Genomic DNA, 17,402 nt, shown 5'->3' on the forward strand with positions numbered 1-17,402 from the left:
CATGGATGACGCGGCAACCGGCGTGGCGATGCAGCTCGAACCGCTAGTGGCACGGCTGCTGGCGGCGAACCCTTCCCCGTTCACCTATACCGGCACGCAGACCTATCTCGTCGGCACCAGCGACCTTGCGGTGATCGATCCCGGCCCCGACCTCCCCGCGCATCTCGCCGCGCTCACTGCCGCGATTGCCGACCGTCCGGTTCGCGCCATCATGTGTACCCATACCCATCGCGATCACAGCCCGGCGAGCCGCCCGCTCGCCGCTGCGACCGGTGCGCCGATCATCGGCTGTGCGCCCCTCGCGCTCGACGATGACGGCCCCCGCTCCGACGCCGCGTTCGACCGCGATTATGCGCCCGACCGCGTGCTCGCAGATGGCGAGAGCGTTTCAGGCGACGACTGGACGCTGGAGGCGGTCGCGACCCCCGGTCACACATCGAACCATCTCTGCTTCGCGCTGGGTGAGAGCGGCGCGCTGTTCACCGGCGATCACATCATGGGCTGGTCGACCAGCGTCGTCGCCCCGCCCGATGGCGACATGGGCGCGTACATGGCCAGCCTCGACCGGCTGCTCGCCCGCGACGACCGGGTCTATTATCCCGCGCACGGGCCAGAAGTGGCAACGCCGCACCGCCTCGTTCGCGGCATGATGGGCCATCGCAAGCAGCGCGAGGGGCAGATCTTGCGCCTGCTCGATCAACAGGTCGGCGCGATCCCAGACATGGTCGCCCGCATGTATGTCGGGCTCGACCCGCGGCTGACCGGCGCAGCGGGGCGATCGGTGCTCGCGCATCTGATCGACCTGAACAACCGCGGCATCGTCCGTGCGGAAGGAGAGATATGGACGAAAGCGGCGTAAGGCAGCGCAGCGGACTGGCACAGGGTTGTGTCGTTGCACTTGGCATGGTGCTGGCGATGGCGCTCGCTGTGGGTGCCACGCTGTACTTCGTCGGGCGCAGCGCGTTCGACCGGCTGACGGGCGGTCCGGACCCGGTCACCGTCGCCCAGGCGAGCCTGCAAGGGCTGCGCGAACAGAACCGCCTGTCCGCCTTTGCCGCGCGCTATGTCGCCGTGGTCACCACCAGCCAGACGCGGATGGGATTTACCGCGCAAAAAACCATGATCATGCCCGGATCGGTCCGGTACGAGGTCGATCTCGGCAAGCTCAGCCAGCGCGACGTGATCTGGGACCCTGCTGCGAAGAAGCTCAGCATCGCCCTCCCCCCGCTCGAAGTCGTCGGCCCTGAGGTCGACCTCAACAATATCCGCGAATATGGCGAGGGCGGCGTGCTGATGGCCCTCACCGACAGCGAGGAGCGACTAGACGCCGCCAATCGCGCGGCGGGACAGAAGGAACTGGTCCGCCAGGCGCGCGAACCCGCGCCGATGCGCCTCGCCCGCGACGCCACCCGCCGGGCCGTCGAGCGAAGCTTCGCGATGCCGCTGCGCGCCACCGGCATGGAGGTGACGGTCGAGGCGCTGTTCCCTGACGAGCGCAGCTCCACCGACCGCGAACGCTGGGACGTGTCCAAGTCGATCGAACAGGTGCTGCGCGAACGCGCCGAGCGTGAAGGCGACAGGACGAAATAGCTGGGAACCGGCGCGAAGCATGATATTCCTGCGCCCACAGGGTTCTTGGGGGCAGGGACAATGGCAACACATGCACGATCGGGTCTGATTTCGGCGCGGGACGACGGGTTTTTCCTGTGGGGCGGGTTCGCAATGGCCGCGATCATCGCTGCCGGCTTCACCTTCTTCGTCGTCATGGGGATTTCCAGCTTCAGCGCGCCGTGGGTTGTGCACGTGCACGCAATAATTTTCTTCGGCTGGGTAGGAATCTATGTCCTCCAGACCCTGCTCGCCACGCGCGGCAGCCTGGTCTTGCATCGCCGCCTCGGCTGGGTCGGTGCGGGCTGGCTCGCGATGATGGCGGTCGTCGGCCCGCTGGTCGCGGTCGAGGCGATCCGCCTTGGCCGCGCCGCTCCATTCTATGAGCCGGCTTTCTTCCTCGTCATGGCGCCGCTCACCGTCTGGACCTTTGTCGGCCTGTCGACCGCGGCCATCCTGATGCGGCGGCGGACCGACTGGCACAAAAGGCTGCATTTCGCCGGGATGGCGGTGCTGACCGGTCCGGGCATCGGGCGTCTGTTCCCGATGCCGTTGGTCATGCCGCACTCCGCGATCATCGAATTCGGACTGGTGATGCTCTGGCCGCTTGCCGGCATGGCGTGGGACCTGCGCAAACATGGCCGCATCCACCCCGCCTGGATCTGGGCGGTGGGCGCGATCATCGCGATGCGCGCGCTATGCAATCTGATCGCCTACAGCCCGGTCGGCCTGGCGCTGTTCGAAGCGGTGACGACCGGCCAGCCCGGCGGCGCGCTCGCGCCCTATGCCTTCCCACCGATGCCGCCAATGGGTTGAACCGCGGAGCCGACAAGGCCATGTGAGACCCGAATCAGAGGGTCCCAGAATGAACGCTCCCAGCAGCCTCAACGGCATCGACGTCCGCGCCGAGATCGACCGCCTGCGCAAGGAGCGCAACGCGGTGATCCTGGCACATTATTACCAGAAGCCGGAGATCCAGGACCTTGCCGATTTCGTCGGCGACAGCCTCGAACTGTCGCGCAAGGCCGCCGAAACCGATGCCGAGGTGATCGCCTTTTGCGGCGTGCGCTTCATGGCCGAAACCGCGAAGATCCTGTCGCCCGACAAGACCGTGATCCTGCCCGACATGAACGCGGGGTGCAGTCTCGAGGACAGCTGTCCGCCCGAACAGTTCGCCGCGTTCCGCGCGCAGCACCCCGATCACATTGCGCTGACCTACATCAACTGCTCGGTCGAGGTGAAGGCGCTCAGCGACATCATCGTCACCAGCTCCTCCGCCGAAAAGATCCTCAGCCAGATCCCGCACGAGCAGAAGATCATCTTCGGCCCCGACAAGCATCTCGGCGGATACATCAACCGCAAGATAGGCCGTGACATGCTGCTCTGGCCGGGCGTGTGCATCGTGCATGAGGCGTTCAGCGAAACCGAACTGCTGAAACTCAAGGCACAGCACCCCCACGCCCCGGTGGCCGCGCACCCCGAATGTCCGCCACACGTACTCGACCATGCCGACTATGTCGGATCGACCAGCGGCATCCTTGCCTATGCCAAGGATTTCGAAGGCGACACGATGATCGTCGCCACCGAACCGCACATCATCCATCAGATGGAAAAGGCGGTCCCGGACAAGACCTTCATCGGCGCGCCCGGCGCGGACGGCAACTGCAACTGCAACATCTGCCCGTACATGGCGCTCAACACGCTGGAAAAGCTCTACATCGCGCTCCGCGACCTCGAACCCCGGATCGAGATCGCCGAGGATATCCGGTTGAAGGCGAAGAAGAGCCTCGATCGGATGCTGGCCATGGCGAGCGGCACCGTCGGCCTGGGCGACCTCGGCCCGCTCCGCGTCACCGGGGATTGATCCGCCGGGAACGGCATGGAATGTTTCACCTGCGCAACGGGCACCCTGCCCGCCGCTGGGAGACAATCCATGCCAATTCCCGCAAGCTGGTCTGACAAGCTTCTCGCCCTGCTCCGCATCGTCGCCGGGCTCGCCTTCCTACAGCACGGCACGGCGAAATTCTTCGGCGTCCCGCCCTTTCCAATGGAGCTGAACCCGATGCTCTATGCGGCCGGGGCGATCGAGCTGGTCGGTGGCGCGCTGCTGGTGATCGGTCTGTTCACCCGGCCGGTGGCGTTCCTGTCGTCCGGCATGTGCGCGGTCGGCTACTGGCTGGCACACGGCACCAAGAGCCTTTTCCCCGCAGCCAATGGCGGCGAGGCGATCCTGCTCTTCTGCTTCATCTTTCTCTATCTCGCCGCAGCGGGCGGCGGCGCGTGGAGCGTCGACCGCGCGACCGGCAAGGGCTAAGCGCCGAAACCGGCCCGGCGCAGTCGCCGGGCCGTCAATCGTCGGTTACCGCGTCAACTTCTTGTACGCCAACCGCGTCGGACGATCCGCCGCGTCGCCCAGACGGCGGCGCTTGTCCTCTTCATACGCCTCGAAATTCCCCTCGAACCATTCGACGTGCGAATTGCCCTCGAACGCGAGGATGTGAGTCGCGAGACGGTCGAGGAAGAAGCGATCGTGGCTGATGACCACGGCGCAGCCCGCGAAATTCTCGATCGCCTCTTCCAGCGCGCCCAGCGTTTCGACGTCGAGGTCGTTGGTTGGTTCGTCGAGCAGCAGCACGTTGCCGCCCTTTTTCAGCATCTTGGCGATGTTGACTCGATTGCGCTCACCACCCGACAGCTTGCCGACATTCTTCTGCTGGTCCTGGCCCTTGAAGTTGAACGCGCCGACATAGGCGCGGGTCGACGCGTCGTGGCCATTGACCTTCATGTAATCGAGCCCGTCGGAGATTTCCTCCCAGACATTCTTGGTCGGGTCGAGGTGATCGCGGCTCTGGTCGACATAGCCGAGTCGCACGGTCGACCCCATCTCGATGGTGCCGCTGTCCGGCGTCTCCTGACCCGTAATCAGCTTGAACAGCGTCGATTTACCCGCGCCGTTCGGCCCGATCACGCCGACGATGCCGCCCGCCGGCAGCGTGAAGGACAGATTCTCGAACAGCAGCTTGTCGCCATAGGCCTTGCTGACATTGTCGAGCTCGATCACCTTGCCGCCGAGACGCTCGGGCACCTGGATGACGATCTGTGCCTTGCCCGGCGCGCGCTGCGACTGCGCCTCGACGAGCTGGTCGAACTTGGCGATGCGCGCCTTGGACTTGGTCTGGCGCCCCTTGGTGCCAGCGCGGATCCACTCCAGCTCGTCCTTGATCGCCTTCTGGCGGCCGGTGGCCTCGCGGTCCTCCTGCTCCAGGCGCTTGGCCTTCTTTTTCCAGATAGGTCGAATAGTTCCCCTCGTACGGGAAGTACTTCCCGCGATCGAGCTCGAGGATCCAGTCGACGACATTGTCGAGGAAATAGCGGTCGTGGGTGATCATCAGCACCGCGCCGGCATATTCCTTGAGGTGGTTTTCCAACCACTGGACGCTTTCGGCGTCGAGATGGTTGGTCGGTTCGTCGAGCAGCAGGATCGACGGCTTCTGGATCAGCAAGCGGGTCAACGCGACGCGACGCTTTTCACCGCCCGAGAGGTTCTCGACGCTCCAGTCGCCCGGCGGACAACGCAGCGCTTCCATCGCGATCTCGAGCTGGTTGTCGAGGCTCCAGCCGTCGACCGCGTCGATCTTGGCCTGAAGGTCGCCCATTTCCTCCATCAGTGCGTCGAAATCGGTGTCGTCCTTGGGATCGCCCATTTCCGCGCTGATCGCGTTGAACCGCTCGACCAGATCGGCGGTCTCGCGCGCGCCGTCCTTGACGTTCTCCAGCACCGACTTGGTGGGATCGAGCTGCGGCTCCTGCTCCAGATAGCCGACGGTGATGTTCTCGCCCGGCCATGCCTCGCCGGTGAAATCCTTGTCGATGCCGGCCATGATCTTGATCAGGGTCGACTTGCCCGCGCCGTTCGGGCCGACGATGCCGATCTTCGCGCCCTGATAGAATTGCAGGTTGATGTTGCTCAGCACCGGCTTTTGCGCGCCGGGGAAGGACTTGGTCATGTCCTTCATGACGAATGCGTATTGGGCGGCCACTTGTGGTCTCCGATCGATCGAACAGGTTGGTCTGGATTTGACGCGCGATGTAGCGACGGTACGGCGTCAAGGCAAACGCCACGCGCGCGATCGCGGACGTCGGCCAGGTGACGAACGTACATCGGCTGGCTAGGAGGTGCGGCATGATGCATCGCCTCACTCGCTTCGCCGCCGCGACCGCCCTGCTCGCGCTCCCCGCCACCACCCTTGCGCAGGGCATGGACCCTGCCGCGCTGCGCGATGCCGCGCTCAAGGACGATCTGGCGTGGGAGATTACCGAGGGGCTGACGACCGAAGTCGGCCCGCGCCTGGCGGGCACCGAGGCTGAGGCACGGGCACGCGCCTGGTCGCTTCGAAAACTGACGGCTCTCGGCTTCAGCAATGTTCGTAACGAGCCGTTCGACATGAAGACCTGGGTCCGCGGCGTCGAAGCGCTGGAGGTGCTCGCCCCCTTTCCCCAGCCACTCCACCTTACCGCGCTCGGCAATTCGGGCGCGACCGGCCCAAAGGGGCTTGAGGCGGAAATCGTCTATTTCGCCGACCTCGCCGCGCTGAACGCTGCGCCCGATGGCAGCCTCAAGGGCAAGATCGCCTTTGTTAGCCACAGCATGACCCGCACGCAGGACGGATCGCAGTATGGCGCTTTCGGTGCCGCCCGGCGCAGCGGGCCGACCGTCGCGGCGCGCAAGGGCGCGGCGGCGATCCTGATCCGCTCGATCGGCACCGATTACCACCGCAATCCCCATACGGGCGTGACCAACTTCGCGGAGGGCGTGGCGCCGATCCCGGCCGCCGCCCTCTCGCTGCCCGATGCCGAGCAGCTCGAGCAGATCCTCAAGCGCGGCCAGCCGGTGAAGGTGAAGCTTACCCTGACCCCGCGTCAGATCGGCACCACCGAATCGGGCAATGTCATCGCCGAGGTTCCCGGCAGCGACCCTGCCGCCGGCATGGTCGTCGTCGCCTGTCACCTCGACAGCTGGGATCTTGGCACCGGCGCGTTCGACGACGCCACCGGGTGCGGCATCGTCGCCGCTGCGGCGAAGCGGATCATGGACGCCGGCACCCCGCGACGCACGATTCGCATCCTGTGGGCGGGCGCGGAGGAGGTCGGCGTGTTCGGTGGCCGAGCCTATTTCGACGCCCACAAGGGCGAGCGCCACGCGCTTGCCGCCGAATCGGATTTCGGCGCCGATCGCGTCTGGCGTGTCGATTTCAAGCTCCCCGAGAGTGCGAAAGCAGTGGGCGATCGCGTCGCCACGGCGCTCGCGCCGCTGGGCATCAGTCGCGGACGCACCCCTGCGGGCGGGGGTGCAGATATCGCGGCGCTGGTGGCGTCCGGAGTGGCGGGAATCGACCTGCAACAGGATGGCAGCCGCTATTTCGACCTGCACCACACGCCCGACGATACCCTCGACAAGGTCGATCCGGCACAATTGCGCCAGAATGTCGCGGCATGGACCGCGATGCTGGCCGTGGTGGCCAACGCGCCCGAGGAAATCGGCTCGGTAAAGTGATGCAGCGCACCATTTCGGCTCGCCGCAAACCTTGCTGCCAGATGAATTTCCATTGACGGGCGCGTAACGGGCGCTATTCCGACTAACTCGCACGGCAATCGGGCCGGGGCGAACCGAAATAGCTTTGCTTGGGAGCAAACGAATGAAGAAGATCCTCATCGTCGCTGCCGCGACCGGCCTGATGTCGCTCGCAGCTTGCGAGACCGCGCCGACCGCGAACAACACCGCTGACGTCGCCGCCAACCTCGAAGAGGCTGCCGACAACATGGAAATGGTTGCCGACAACGCGACCAACGAAGTTGTTGAGGACGCGGCTGAGAACGCTGCCGACAACCTGGAAGCAGCGGCCGACAACGTCGCCGGCTAATCCGGATCGTTCTTCCTGGACCCACCCGGTCCGGTCGAATCGAAAGGGCGTCCCTGCGGGGGCGCCCTTTTTCGTTCCGGCGCAGGTACGTTCGTCGTCGATGAACGACATTTGGTCGCCGCGAACGGGTCTGGTCGATCCAACGTCGTCGCCGGTCGATGTGAAATGGCGCCCCCGCCCCACCCCGCCTAGCTCCGGACCTGCGTTCAGCCCCCGAACGCATTGAACCCAAAGAGGTCCGTGATGATTACCAACTTCGCCCGCGCAGCTGCCCTTGGCGCTGCCCTGCTCGTCTCGCTTCCGACCGTCGCCGGTCAGGGAAAACATGTTCGCGTATCCTATGCCGATCTCGACCTGACCGCCGATGCAGGCAAGAAGACATTCGAACGCCGCATCGCTCGCGCTGCCGATGCCGTGTGCGGCCCCACCGACGGACGCGACCTGGCCGGTGTCGTCCGCCACAAGCGCTGCGTCGCGACCGCGCTCGAATCGTCGCGCCCCGCCGTCGAGCTCGCATTCCGAAATTCCGCCACGCGGCAACTCGCCGCACGCGATCAGAGCATCAGGGTCGCCCCCTAATCGACCCTGTCTCCCGCCCGCCCAGCATTGCTTGGCGGGCGGGATCTTTTTGGTGTCTACTTCCCTGCGAGGATCGCCTTGGCCGCCGCCTGATAGGTGCGCCCGATCCGCACACTCTCCCCGTCGCTCAGCTCCGCGTACCACGCGCCCAGCCCGTCATGGCGCAGCTTCACGATCCGGTCGCGCCGCACGATTGTCGATCGGTGCAGCCGGATGAAGCATTCGGGGTCGAGCCGCCGCTCCAGTTCGGTGATCGTCTGGTGAATCAGATAGCTGCGCCCATTCACGCTCAGCCGCATATAGTCGCGCTCGGCGTCGATCCGCTCGATCTCCGACGCCCCGATCCGCACCATCTCGGAACGGTACGGCACCCAGAATTCCTCGGTCCAGCGGGACGGCGGCGATAGCGGCTCGACACTGCGCCTGCCAATCGCCTCGACCGCCCGCGTCACCGCGCGCGCCAGCCGCTCGGCGCTTACAGGCTTCAGCACATAATCCACCGCCGAAACGTCGAACGCCGCCACAGCATGCTGGTCGAACGCGGTGCAAAAAATCACCGCCGGCCGGTGCGGCGCGGTGGCAAGCGATGCCGCCACCGACATGCCATCGAAATGGGGCATCGCGATGTCGAGCAGCACCAGGTCGGGCCGCAGCGCATCGATCATGCGTAGTGCCGCCTCACCGTCCACTGCGGTGCCGATCAGGTCGATCTCCGCCAGCCCCGCGCACAAGATCTGCATCCGCTCGACCGCCAGCGGCTCGTCGTCGACGATCAGGGTACGCAACCGTTCAGCAGCCATGAGTCGTCACCGGGATGCGAATGGTGACGGCGAACCCGCCCTCGGGCCGTGGCCCGGCATCAATCGACGCTGCGTCGCCGAACCGGACGGTCAGCCGGTCACGAACATTGCGCAGGCCGACACAGGTACCCTGTTGACCCTGAACCGCCTCGCCATCGTCGATAACCTCGACCACCAACCAGGCGCCGTCAATCCACGCGCGGACCAGCACCTCTACCGGTCGCCTAGCCGGGGCGACGCCGTGCTTGATCGCATTTTCGATCAATGGCTGGAGCAGCAGGCCCGGAACACAGGCCCTCTCCGCGTCCGGCGCGATGTCGAACGTGCTGCGCAAGCGCTGGGGGAAGCGGATCGCTTCAATCTCCAGATACAGCCGCTGCAATGCGATCTCGTCCGCCAACGGCACATCCTCGGTCGGCTCGGCGGCAAGACTGGTCCGGAAGAATGTCGACAGGTTGAGGATCATCGTCTCGGCGTCCTCACGCCGCCCCGTCATCACCAGCGACGAGATCGAATTGAGCGTGTTGAACAGGAAATGCGGGTTCACCTGGTATCGCAGTGCGCGAAGCTCCGCGGTCTGGGCCGCGGTCCGCAACCGCGCGGTCTCACGCTCCGACGCTCGCACCGCACCGGCATAGGACAGCGCCAGATAGAAGATCGCCCAGGCGAGGTTGAAGAAATACCAATGGATCGCGTTGTCGGCGATCACAGAGGCGGGTCCCTTCTTCATCTCCCGCTTTTCTTGCGCCTTGTGCGTTTCGGACTTCTCGGCGTCCAACTTCTCCATCTCGGGTCTGGGGTCGACGACATAGAATGACAGATAGTTGACCGTCGAATAGGCCGTGGACGTAGCTGCGGCGAACAGAAACGCCGCCGCAACCCGCACCCTCAGGCTGCGCTGCTCCAGCGAGCGGAGCGCAAGATACATCAACGTCGTGAACCCGATCCCGAACAGCGACACCCATGCGCGGTTGTCAAGCATCTGCAAATGTCCCGGATAGTCCATGATCCAGGCGCGCAGCGTGACGCTGACATAGTAGAACACCCAGAAGCCGACGATCGACAGCAGGGCGATCCGCGGTGGAACCTTGAAGCGGGAGGCGTTGGTGGGGGGTGTCTGACATTTCTGAACCTAAGCCGATCAGCGGCCAAGAAACCATTCACGCCAGTCCCGCTCGTCGAAGCCCGTCGACCTTTGGTCGAAAGCCTTCCGCCAGGCGCGATCGATCTTCGGCGGGCCGACGCCGGTTCAGCGCCGCTGAACCCGACTCTAGGGTCTGTACTCGATCAGATCGGGATCGAGACGGAGCGGATTTTGGCGCAGGGCGAGGAGTGAGATCGACGTTGATGCATCGTGACCGACGAGCGACGAAACCATGCGCCAAACGACGCCCGCCGCTGCTGCGCGATTGCCGGCCGTCGGCAACGAGCGTAGCGCAGTCGCGTAGCAGAGCTACGCGCACGCAAGCGACGCCGCCCGGCTGCCTTGGCCGAGCCAATCTCGATCCCCGCTCCGATCGTGTACCGAACCTAGTCAGGCGCGGTCGCGTCGATCGGCGGCTGTCCCTTCATGCTCTTTGCCACCGCCTCGGCGCGTTCCATGACGCGCAACACATTGCCCTGCGCCAGCTTGGCGAGATCTGCATCGCTCCATCCCCGGCGGGCCAACTCGGCGAACAACAGGGGATAGCTGTCCACGCCCTTCATCTGCACCGGCCCCGTGCCGCTGATCCCGTCATAATCGCCGCCCAGGCCGACATGATCGCGCCCCGCGACCTTGGCGACATGCTCGACATGGTCCGCGACGTGCGCAACGCTCACCACCGGCTCGGGATTGGCCTTCTCCCAATCGACCAGTTCCGCCGGGCTCTGCGCGCCATAGCGATTCCCCGGGACGCCCCGTTCCTTGGCATAGGCGGTGCGCCTTCCGTCCCATGCGCTCCACTCCTGCGACAGGAACCCGGGGTAGAAGGCGATCATCACCACCCCGCCATTCTTCGCAATCCCGCGCAGCAGCGCGTCGGGCACGTTGCGCGGGCGGTCGGTCACAGCGCGCGCCGAAGAATGGGACGCGATCACCGGAGCCTTCGTCACCTCGAACACCGCCGCCATCGTCGCGTCGGAGACATGGCTGACATCGACCAGCATCCCCAGCCGGTTCATCTCCGCCACCACCTGTCGCCCGAACGGCGACAGACCATTGGCGCGCGGCGCATCGGTCGACGAATCCGCCCAGCTCAGGCTCCTGCCATGCGTCAGCGTCATGTAACCGACGCCCAGTTCATGAAATTGGCGCAGCACCGACAATCGCCCGTCGATCTGGTGGCCGCCCTCCACACCGATCAACGACGCGACCTTGCCCTGCCGGCTGATGCGGCGGACATCGGCGGCGGTGCGCGCCATCGCGAAATCCTGCGGATAGCGGTTGACGATCCGGCGGACGATGTCGATTTGCTCAATCGTCGCCTCCACCGCCTTCGGCCCGGTCATGCTCGCCGGGATATAGACCGACCAGAATTGCCCGCCGACCTTGCCCTTGCGCAGCCGGGGAATATCGGTCTGCAACGGGTCGTCGAGCGACGCGGTATCGGCCTCCAGCGCGACCCCCTCCACCCGCGACTCATGCGAGGACCGCAATTCCCAGGGCAGGTCGTTATGCCCGTCGATCACCGGCGCGCGGGTCAGCACCTTATCGACGCGCTTCAGCGTCGCGGCATCGGGTGCGGGGGGCAACTGCGCCTGACCGGCGAGCAGCAGCAACGGAGCGAGGGTCAACATCGACATGGGCCAAACCTAGCGTGGCGCGCGGACGATGGAAGGGGTCGCACGACAGGTTGCGGCGATTTCCGATCCCGGCCAGTCTCGTGCAGCGACGATCACGACGGAACCAGGCGATGACGACACCCAGACTGTTGTCCGGCGGCAATCCCCAGATCGCCAAGGGCTATGGCGATGCGCCCGTCCGCGCGTACATCGCTGCGATCCCCGGCTGGAAACGCGACGCCGCGGCGCGCGTCGATGCGCTGGTCGGCCGCCTCGTCCCGGGCGTTCAACGCGCGATCAAGTGGAACTCACCCTTTTACGGGCTCGAAAAGATCTCTGGTTCCTCAGCTTCCACTGTTTCGACCGCTACCTGAAGCTCACCTTCTTCCGCGGCCAGTCGCTCGACCCGATCCCGCCCGAGCCGTCGAAAAGCGGCGACACCCGCTACTTTCATATCCATGAAGGCGAGGATTTCGAGGCTCAGCTTGTCGACTGGGTCGTACAGGCGAGCAAGCTGCCGGGAGAAAGATTGTGAGCGAAGTGAAATCGGCAGCCTTTCGCGCGCCAATCGCGGAAGCCGTCGCCTTCAATGGGTCGAAAAAGCGTTAGAGCCGCTCGACCGCACGCTCGATCTTGCGCAGCACCGCGCGATCGCCTGCCGGTGCATCCGCCGCGTCCTGCGCCAGCGCCATCAGCCGCACCGCGCCAAAGCTTGCCGCCAGCCCCTTGAGCCGCAGCGCGGCTCCGCGCCAGGCTTCGGGATCCGGCGCCTTGCCGAGCGCCTCCAGCGCACGCTTCGCGCTTTCGAGGAATGCTCCACGAAGCTCCGCGATCAGCCCGGGCTCATCGCCCACTGCCGCCGCCAGAGTCGCATCGATTGCACCGGGATCATACGCCATGTCACGAGCCTAGATTCCACGTGCTTAATGAGTGGTTTCACAATGCTAGGCGGCGATGGTGCGGTTGTGCTAAACCGGGACAATGAACGGGGGAACGAACAAGATCGGACCGCGTCCGCTCGACGCCGAGGACGACGAGCTGCTGCTCGTCGAGGAAACGATTGAGCCCTTGGCCGAGGAGGCCGAGGTCGAACTCGATCTGGACGACGAAGAGCCAAAGCGGCTGCGCACTCCTTGGTTGGCGGCCACGGTCGCCTTCGGGCTGGTCGTTGCATGGATCGGGGTCGCGGGCTGGCTGCTCCAGCCGGTCCTGGCCGCCCCTCCCCCCCTGCCGAACTCATCCAGCTGATCGCCGCGCTCTGCGTTCCTCCCGCACTGATCGGCATCCTTTGGCTGCTCGCCCGTCGCAGCAGCGCCGCCGAGGCACGCCGCTTCGGCGCGACCGCGCGCGCGATGCGTGCCGAGGCCGCGAGCCTCGAGCGCGTCGTCGCAACGCTGTCGCGCAAGATCGAGGCGAACCGCGCCGAACTCGCGGAACAGACCACGGCGCTGATGGCGATGGGCGACCGCGCCGCCGAACGGCTTCAGGCGATCTCCAACGGCATGGCCGCCGAAGCGCGCGCCGTGTCCGACAGCGCACAGAAGCTGGTCGATAGCAGCGCGACCGCCGAACGCAGCGTCGGCATCGTCCTCGCCTCGCTGCCCAAGGCGCATGACGAAATGTCCGACATGGCCGCAACGCTCGACGCGGCGGGGATGAAAGCTAGCGAACATGCCTCCGCGCTCGACGCCCAGCTCGTCGCGCTCGGCGAACGCGGGCGTGAGGCGGACAACGTCGCCGGTGGCGCGGCCCAGCGCCTCGCCGCGCATATCGCCCGGATGGAGGCGACCAGCGAAAGCGCCGGCACACGGCTGGAAGGCGTCGCCGCCACCATGTCCGAGACGGTCGACGCGATGCTCGACCGCGCCGCCGCTGCGGTGGACGAGGCACGCAAGGGTATCGCCGCACAGGGCGAAGCGATGCTCGCGATGCTCGCCGCCAATCAGGCTTCGCTCGACAAGGCCGGGCGCGACAGTATCGACACCGTCGGCACGCGGATCGGCGAGGTCGAGGAGACGATCGGCCGGATCGCCGAGCGGCTGGGTGAGGAGCAGACGCGGATCGACATCCTGCTCGCCTCGGTCACCGGCGGCATTGCCCAGGCCGACGGCCAGCTGGCGTCGCTGCACAGCAGCGGCATGGAGCGCACCCAGGCGCTCGCCGCCTCGATCAGCGCGCTCGACATCTCGGCGACGACGATGAACGATACGCTGCGTGAAGGCGACGATATCGCCCGCCGCGTGATCGCAACCGCCGAGGAGCTGCTCACCGCGCTCGATTCCTCAGCGCGCGAAATGGACGAGACGATGCCCGAGGCGCTCGCGCGGCTGGAGGAGCGGATCGGCGCGACCCGTGGCGTCATCGCCGCGTCCAAGCCCGAACTGCTCGCACTCGTCACCGCAGCAGAGAGCACGCACGACGCGATCGAGGCGATCGCCGATGTGGTCCGCACCCAGCGCGACATGCTCGCCAAGACCCAGGCGGCCTTGCTCGACTCGCTGGAGGATGGCCAGGCCAGGACGGCGCAGCTTGAAGATGTCGTCGATCGCGCCATCGCCAATGCCCGCCGCTTCGCCGAAGAGGCCGCGCCGGAACTGGTCGACGCCCTGCTCCGTATCCGGGAGACCGCCAACGCTGCGACCGATCAGGCGCGCGTCGCGCTGGCGAGCATCGTTCCCGAAGCGACCCGTCAGCTCGAGGACGCCGGCTCCGCCGCGCTCCGCCGCGCGCTCGACGCCAGCATCCGCACCCAGCTGATCGAACTGGGCGAGGTGACCCAAGGGGCGGTCAACGCCGCCGCCCGCGCCTCCGAACGCCTCGCGCACCAGATGCTGTCGATCAACGAAGCCTCCGCCGAGGTCGAAGCCCGCATCGACGAAGCCCGCGCCGAACGCGAAACCGCCGACCGCGACAATTTCGCGCGCCGCGTGTCGCTGCTGGTCGAGGCGCTCAACTCGGCGTCGATCGACATCTCCAAGGCATTTGCGCACGAAGTGTCGGACAGCGCCTGGGCGGCCTATCTGAAAGGCGATCGCGGCGTCTTCACCCGCCGCGCCGTGCGGCTGCTCGACACCGGTCAGGCGCGCGAAGTGTCGTCGCTCTACGAAGGCGACCCCGACTTCCGCGAGCAGGTCAACCGCTACATCCATGATTTCGAGGCGATGCTGCGTCAGGTGCTCGCCCTGCGCGACGGCGCGCCGCTCGGCGTCACCCTGCTCTCGTCCGACATGGGCAAGCTTTACGTCGCGCTGGCACAGGCGATCGAGCGGCTGCGAGGCTGAGCCGCTAGCGCTTCGCCGCCGCCTGAACCTTCATCGCGAACGCCATCCGCGCTGCCGACAGGTCACGGTCGGTCGCCCTGGGCCAGGTCGCGCTGGTGACCATGACCAGCTTGTTCGCCGGATCGACCAGAATCACCTGCCCGAAAATCCCCTGCGCCGCGAAGATTCCGCCCGCCGGCACCCACCATTGATAGCCATAGCCGCCACCGGGGAAGCTCACCTGCGCCTTGGTCGCGTCGGCGAACCAGCCGTCGGGGACGATCCCCTTTCCACCCTCCAGCGCCATCTGCCCGATCCGCCCATAATCGCGCAGCGAGATCGACAGGCAGCATCCCGATACTTCCGTACCGGTCTGGTCAGTCATCCAGAATGCATCGCGCTCCATCCCGAACGGCTTCCAGATCTTCTCTTCGAGAAAAGCCGACAGCGACTTGCCCGTCGCGCGACGGACGAGCACGCCGATCAGGTTGGTCTCGCCGGTCTTGTAGACGAACTTGACGCCCGGATCGCTCTCGCGCGGCAGCTTGCGCATGTAGAAAACGGTCGGGTCCGTGCCCGCCGGCACAGCCTCCGCAAACATGCGCGCAACGTCGCTCTTCGGATCGGTATAATCCTCGTTCCACTTCACCCCCGACGTCATCGTCAGCAGCTGGCGGATCGTCACCCCGTCATAGCCCGCGCCCGCCAGATCGGGGATGTAGCGCGTCACCGGATCGTCGATCGACTTGATATAGCCGTCCTTGATCGCGGCACCGACCAGGGTTGAGGTAACCGACTTGGCGACCGAGAAACTGGTCCAGCGCCCCCTCCGCGCCATAGCCATGGGCATAGCGCTCGAGCCTGACCTTACCGTCCTGCAGGACCAGCAGCCCCGCGACATTCTGTGCGGCCATGAACCCGGATATATCGGCTTCGGCGATCGGCAGCGGTGCGCCCTTGGGCAGCGCACGGACCTTGCGCCCGGCCTTGGCGGTGGTGCCGGGGAAGATCTTCTCCATCGCCGGGAAGTTGCGGAACCGCTCCTCCTGCGACCAGAACAGCACTGCCGCGCCCACCTGACGCAGCTTCGCGGCCTCCTGCGGCGCAACCTGAGCGGCGGGCGGCGGCGTCCGCGCCCCCGTGGCACAGCTCGCCAATGCCAGCGCGCCCAGCGCCACCCCGATTGCCCGCATCACCGCTCTCCCTATTCCTTTATCAGCGTGACCTGCGCGACATGGATGCCCCCGCCGCGAAACCCGCCTTCGCAATACATCAGATAATAGCGCCACAAGTCGATGAATTGAGCATCGAATTCACGCGGAAGCCGCCGCTGCGCCACCGCGGCATCGAATGCCGCGCGCCACAGGCGCAGCGTCTCGGCATAATCGGCCCCGAAATCATGCTGATCGGCCCAGCGCAGCCCCCGCGCCTCGGCGATTGCCCTAAACCGGCTTTCGGACAGCAGCAGCCCGCCCGGGAAGACATAGGTCTGGATGAAATCGACATTGCGCGCATAGGCATCGAAGATCGCGTCATCGATCGCGATATACTGGATCGCCGCGCGTCCGCCGGGCTTCAGCACCCGCGCGATCGTCTCGAGATAGGCGGGCCAGTAATCCTGCCCGACTGCCTCGACCATCTCGATGCTCGCGACCGCGTCATACACGCCTTCGACATCGCGATAATCGGTCAGCCCCACGCTGACGCCATCCAGCCCCGCCCGTGCCATCCGCACCTCGACATAGGCCTTTTGCTCCGCCGACAGGGTGATGCCATGCACGCGACGCCCCTCGCGCGCGGCAAGCTCGGCGAACGAACCCCAGCCGCACCCGATCTCGAGGATGCGGTCGCCCGGGGCCGTTCCTGTCCGCTCCAGCACCGCCGCCAGCTTTGCCCCCTGTCCCGCGAGCAGCGACGTTTCACCGGGCGCGAACAGCGCGCTCGAGTAGGTCATGCTGGCGTCGAGCCAGGGCGCGTAGAAGTCGTTTCCAAGGTCGTAGTGATAGGAGATATTGCGCCGCGATCCGGTACGTGAGTTGCGCTGGAACCAGTGCCACACGCGCTTCGCCATGCGGACGAATCCGCTCGCCCGCCCCGCCTCGCCCAGTGTCGCGCGGTTGCGCATGAACAGGTCGAACAGCGGCACCGGATCGGGGCTGGTCCACTCGCCCGCCGCCCACGCCTCATACCATCCCGCCGATCCGCCGGTCGCGAGCCGCCACAGCGCGCGCCAGTGGCGTATCACCACCACTGCATCCGGGCCCGGTGACCGCCCGCCCAGCCGACGCCGCACACCGCCCGGCAAGGTCGCCTGGATCGCACCCTGCGCAAGCCCCGCATCGATCCGGTCGAGCAGGCGATGCAGCCACGGCTCAGCGGCGCGCGCAATCAACGCGCCTGCCGCGCCACGCAGGTTCGATCCGTCACGACGGCCGCGATTACGAGTGCTGGTCTGGTTCACGCGCGCAACA

Annotated in this window: 18 protein-coding genes and 1 pseudogene; 11 read left to right on the forward strand and 8 right to left on the reverse strand. The window is 66.1% G+C overall.

From position 1 onward, the window contains the following. Position 1 precedes the first annotated feature (1 nt). The 5 genes from LRS08_RS00705 to LRS08_RS00725 all read left to right on the forward strand — a co-directional run bounded on the left by LRS08_RS00705 (position 2) and on the right by LRS08_RS00725 (position 3,922). Positions 2 to 859: an MBL fold metallo-hydrolase gene (locus tag LRS08_RS00705; protein WP_257845337.1), complete on the forward strand. Its 858-nt coding sequence runs from the start codon at positions 2 to 4 to the stop codon at positions 857 to 859. Beyond that, positions 841 to 1,590 (forward strand): DUF4230 domain-containing protein, encoded by a 750-nt coding sequence (locus LRS08_RS00710; RefSeq protein WP_312026638.1) that lies wholly within the window; start codon positions 841 to 843, stop codon positions 1,588 to 1,590. Before LRS08_RS00705 ends, LRS08_RS00710 begins: the two co-directional genes overlap by 19 nt. Positions 1,591 to 1,650: 60 nt before the next feature. Further along, the gene (locus LRS08_RS00715) at positions 1,651 to 2,424 is read left to right on the forward strand and encodes a hypothetical protein (protein ID WP_257845336.1); all 774 of its coding nucleotides are present in this window, start codon (positions 1,651 to 1,653) and stop codon (positions 2,422 to 2,424) included. Positions 2,425 to 2,473: 49 nt separating this feature from the next. Beyond that, positions 2,474 to 3,472: a quinolinate synthase NadA gene (nadA, locus tag LRS08_RS00720; protein WP_257845335.1), complete on the forward strand. Its 999-nt coding sequence runs from the start codon at positions 2,474 to 2,476 to the stop codon at positions 3,470 to 3,472. A 69-nt stretch (positions 3,473 to 3,541) separates the two neighbouring features. After that, positions 3,542 to 3,922, forward strand: coding sequence for a DoxX family protein (locus tag LRS08_RS00725; RefSeq protein WP_257845334.1), 381 nt, complete (start codon positions 3,542 to 3,544; stop codon positions 3,920 to 3,922). A 45-nt stretch (positions 3,923 to 3,967) separates the two neighbouring features. Here LRS08_RS00725 and ettA read toward each other — a convergent pair. Beyond that, positions 3,968 to 5,648 (reverse strand): annotated as a pseudogene (gene ettA, locus LRS08_RS00730) (energy-dependent translational throttle protein EttA). 143 nt (positions 5,649 to 5,791) lie between these two features. Between ettA and LRS08_RS00735 the strand changes: the two are divergent. The 3 genes from LRS08_RS00735 to LRS08_RS00745 all read left to right on the forward strand — a co-directional run bounded on the left by LRS08_RS00735 (position 5,792) and on the right by LRS08_RS00745 (position 8,108). After that, positions 5,792 to 7,162 (forward strand): M28 family peptidase, encoded by a 1,371-nt coding sequence (locus LRS08_RS00735; RefSeq protein WP_260481215.1) that lies wholly within the window; start codon positions 5,792 to 5,794, stop codon positions 7,160 to 7,162. A 142-nt stretch (positions 7,163 to 7,304) separates the two neighbouring features. After that, positions 7,305 to 7,529 (forward strand): hypothetical protein, encoded by a 225-nt coding sequence (locus LRS08_RS00740; protein WP_257845331.1) that lies wholly within the window; start codon positions 7,305 to 7,307, stop codon positions 7,527 to 7,529. A gap of 243 nt (positions 7,530 to 7,772) precedes the next feature. Then, complete coding sequence (locus LRS08_RS00745) at positions 7,773 to 8,108, forward strand: UrcA family protein (RefSeq protein ID WP_257845330.1); 336 nt, start codon at positions 7,773 to 7,775, stop codon at positions 8,106 to 8,108. A gap of 56 nt (positions 8,109 to 8,164) precedes the next feature. On the opposite strand, the gene LRS08_RS00750 is transcribed toward LRS08_RS00745, so the two are convergent. The 3 genes from LRS08_RS00750 to LRS08_RS00760 all read right to left on the reverse strand — a co-directional run bounded on the left by LRS08_RS00750 (position 8,165) and on the right by LRS08_RS00760 (position 11,692). Further along, positions 8,165 to 8,908, reverse strand: coding sequence for a LytR/AlgR family response regulator transcription factor (locus tag LRS08_RS00750; protein ID WP_257845329.1), 744 nt, complete (start codon positions 8,906 to 8,908; stop codon positions 8,165 to 8,167). Beyond that, a complete protein-coding gene (locus LRS08_RS00755; RefSeq protein ID WP_260481216.1) occupies positions 8,898 to 9,953 on the reverse strand; it encodes a sensor histidine kinase in 1,056 nt (351 codons plus the stop codon). The genes LRS08_RS00750 and LRS08_RS00755 overlap by 11 nt, the downstream gene beginning before the upstream one ends. 485 nt (positions 9,954 to 10,438) lie before the next feature. Then, the gene (locus LRS08_RS00760; RefSeq protein WP_260481217.1) at positions 10,439 to 11,692 is read right to left on the reverse strand and encodes a dipeptidase; all 1,254 of its coding nucleotides are present in this window, start codon (positions 11,690 to 11,692) and stop codon (positions 10,439 to 10,441) included. Positions 11,693 to 11,802: 110 nt separating this feature from the next. On the opposite strand from LRS08_RS00760, the gene LRS08_RS00765 reads away from it, so the two are divergent. Beyond that, complete coding sequence (locus LRS08_RS00765; protein ID WP_260481218.1) at positions 11,803 to 12,045, forward strand: hypothetical protein; 243 nt, start codon at positions 11,803 to 11,805, stop codon at positions 12,043 to 12,045. Between the two features lie 231 nt (positions 12,046 to 12,276). Here LRS08_RS00765 and LRS08_RS00770 read toward each other — a convergent pair whose 3' ends face one another. Continuing rightward, the gene (locus LRS08_RS00770) at positions 12,277 to 12,570 is read right to left on the reverse strand and encodes an Hpt domain-containing protein (protein ID WP_257845325.1); all 294 of its coding nucleotides are present in this window, start codon (positions 12,568 to 12,570) and stop codon (positions 12,277 to 12,279) included. A gap of 82 nt (positions 12,571 to 12,652) precedes the next feature. On the opposite strand from LRS08_RS00770, the gene LRS08_RS00775 reads away from it, so the two are divergent. Together LRS08_RS00775 and LRS08_RS00780 are read left to right on the forward strand one after the other, a co-directional pair. Further along, positions 12,653 to 12,919, forward strand: a complete 267-nt coding sequence (locus LRS08_RS00775) for a hypothetical protein (protein ID WP_257845324.1) — start codon at positions 12,653 to 12,655, stop codon at positions 12,917 to 12,919. Beyond that, positions 12,844 to 14,952, forward strand: coding sequence for a hypothetical protein (locus LRS08_RS00780; protein ID WP_257845323.1), 2,109 nt, complete (start codon positions 12,844 to 12,846; stop codon positions 14,950 to 14,952). The genes LRS08_RS00775 and LRS08_RS00780 overlap by 76 nt, the downstream gene beginning before the upstream one ends. Before the next feature lie 4 nt (positions 14,953 to 14,956). On the opposite strand, the gene LRS08_RS00785 is transcribed toward LRS08_RS00780, so the two are convergent. Genes LRS08_RS00785 through LRS08_RS00795 form a run of 3 tightly spaced genes read right to left on the reverse strand, consistent with a single transcriptional unit; the run spans position 14,957 to position 17,392 of the window. After that, positions 14,957 to 15,712 (reverse strand): serine hydrolase domain-containing protein, encoded by a 756-nt coding sequence (locus tag LRS08_RS00785; protein ID WP_260481629.1) that lies wholly within the window; start codon positions 15,710 to 15,712, stop codon positions 14,957 to 14,959. After that, positions 15,621 to 16,124, reverse strand: a complete 504-nt coding sequence (locus LRS08_RS00790; protein ID WP_260481219.1) for a hypothetical protein — start codon at positions 16,122 to 16,124, stop codon at positions 15,621 to 15,623. The genes LRS08_RS00785 and LRS08_RS00790 overlap by 92 nt, the downstream gene beginning before the upstream one ends. An 11-nt stretch (positions 16,125 to 16,135) precedes the next feature. After that, positions 16,136 to 17,392, reverse strand: a complete 1,257-nt coding sequence (locus LRS08_RS00795) for a class I SAM-dependent methyltransferase (RefSeq protein WP_374581177.1) — start codon at positions 17,390 to 17,392, stop codon at positions 16,136 to 16,138. Positions 17,393 to 17,402: the final 10 nt, after the last annotated feature.

This window comes from Sphingomonas sp. J315 (assembly GCF_024666595.1).
Taxonomy (GTDB): Bacteria; Pseudomonadota; Alphaproteobacteria; order Sphingomonadales; family Sphingomonadaceae; genus Sphingomonas.

Bases quoted from the DNA above. Each gene is read 5' to 3' on its own strand.
- LRS08_RS00780 (WP_257845323.1), top strand. From the start codon at position 12,844: ATGGATCGGGGTCGCGGGCTGGCTGCTCCAGCCGGTCCTGGCCGCCCC.
- LRS08_RS00790 (WP_260481219.1), bottom strand. From the start codon at position 16,124: ATGCGGGCAATCGGGGTGGCGCTGGGCGCGCTGGCATTGGCGAGCTGT.
- LRS08_RS00745 (WP_257845330.1), top strand. From the start codon at position 7,773: ATGATTACCAACTTCGCCCGCGCAGCTGCCCTTGGCGCTGCCCTGCTC.
- LRS08_RS00760 (WP_260481217.1), bottom strand. From the start codon at position 11,692: ATGTCGATGTTGACCCTCGCTCCGTTGCTGCTGCTCGCCGGTCAGGCG.
- LRS08_RS00765 (WP_260481218.1), top strand. From the start codon at position 11,803: ATGACGACACCCAGACTGTTGTCCGGCGGCAATCCCCAGATCGCCAAG.
- LRS08_RS00715 (WP_257845336.1), top strand. From the start codon at position 1,651: ATGGCAACACATGCACGATCGGGTCTGATTTCGGCGCGGGACGACGGG.
- LRS08_RS00735 (WP_260481215.1), top strand. From the start codon at position 5,792: ATGATGCATCGCCTCACTCGCTTCGCCGCCGCGACCGCCCTGCTCGCG.
- nadA (WP_257845335.1), top strand. From the start codon at position 2,474: ATGAACGCTCCCAGCAGCCTCAACGGCATCGACGTCCGCGCCGAGATC.
- LRS08_RS00770 (WP_257845325.1), bottom strand. From the start codon at position 12,570: ATGGCGTATGATCCCGGTGCAATCGATGCGACTCTGGCGGCGGCAGTG.
- LRS08_RS00750 (WP_257845329.1), bottom strand. From the start codon at position 8,908: ATGGCTGCTGAACGGTTGCGTACCCTGATCGTCGACGACGAGCCGCTG.
- LRS08_RS00740 (WP_257845331.1), top strand. From the start codon at position 7,305: ATGAAGAAGATCCTCATCGTCGCTGCCGCGACCGGCCTGATGTCGCTC.
- LRS08_RS00775 (WP_257845324.1), top strand. From the start codon at position 12,653: ATGAACGGGGGAACGAACAAGATCGGACCGCGTCCGCTCGACGCCGAG.
- LRS08_RS00705 (WP_257845337.1), top strand. From the start codon at position 2: ATGGATGACGCGGCAACCGGCGTGGCGATGCAGCTCGAACCGCTAGTG.
- LRS08_RS00725 (WP_257845334.1), top strand. From the start codon at position 3,542: ATGCCAATTCCCGCAAGCTGGTCTGACAAGCTTCTCGCCCTGCTCCGC.
- LRS08_RS00710 (WP_312026638.1), top strand. From the start codon at position 841: ATGGACGAAAGCGGCGTAAGGCAGCGCAGCGGACTGGCACAGGGTTGT.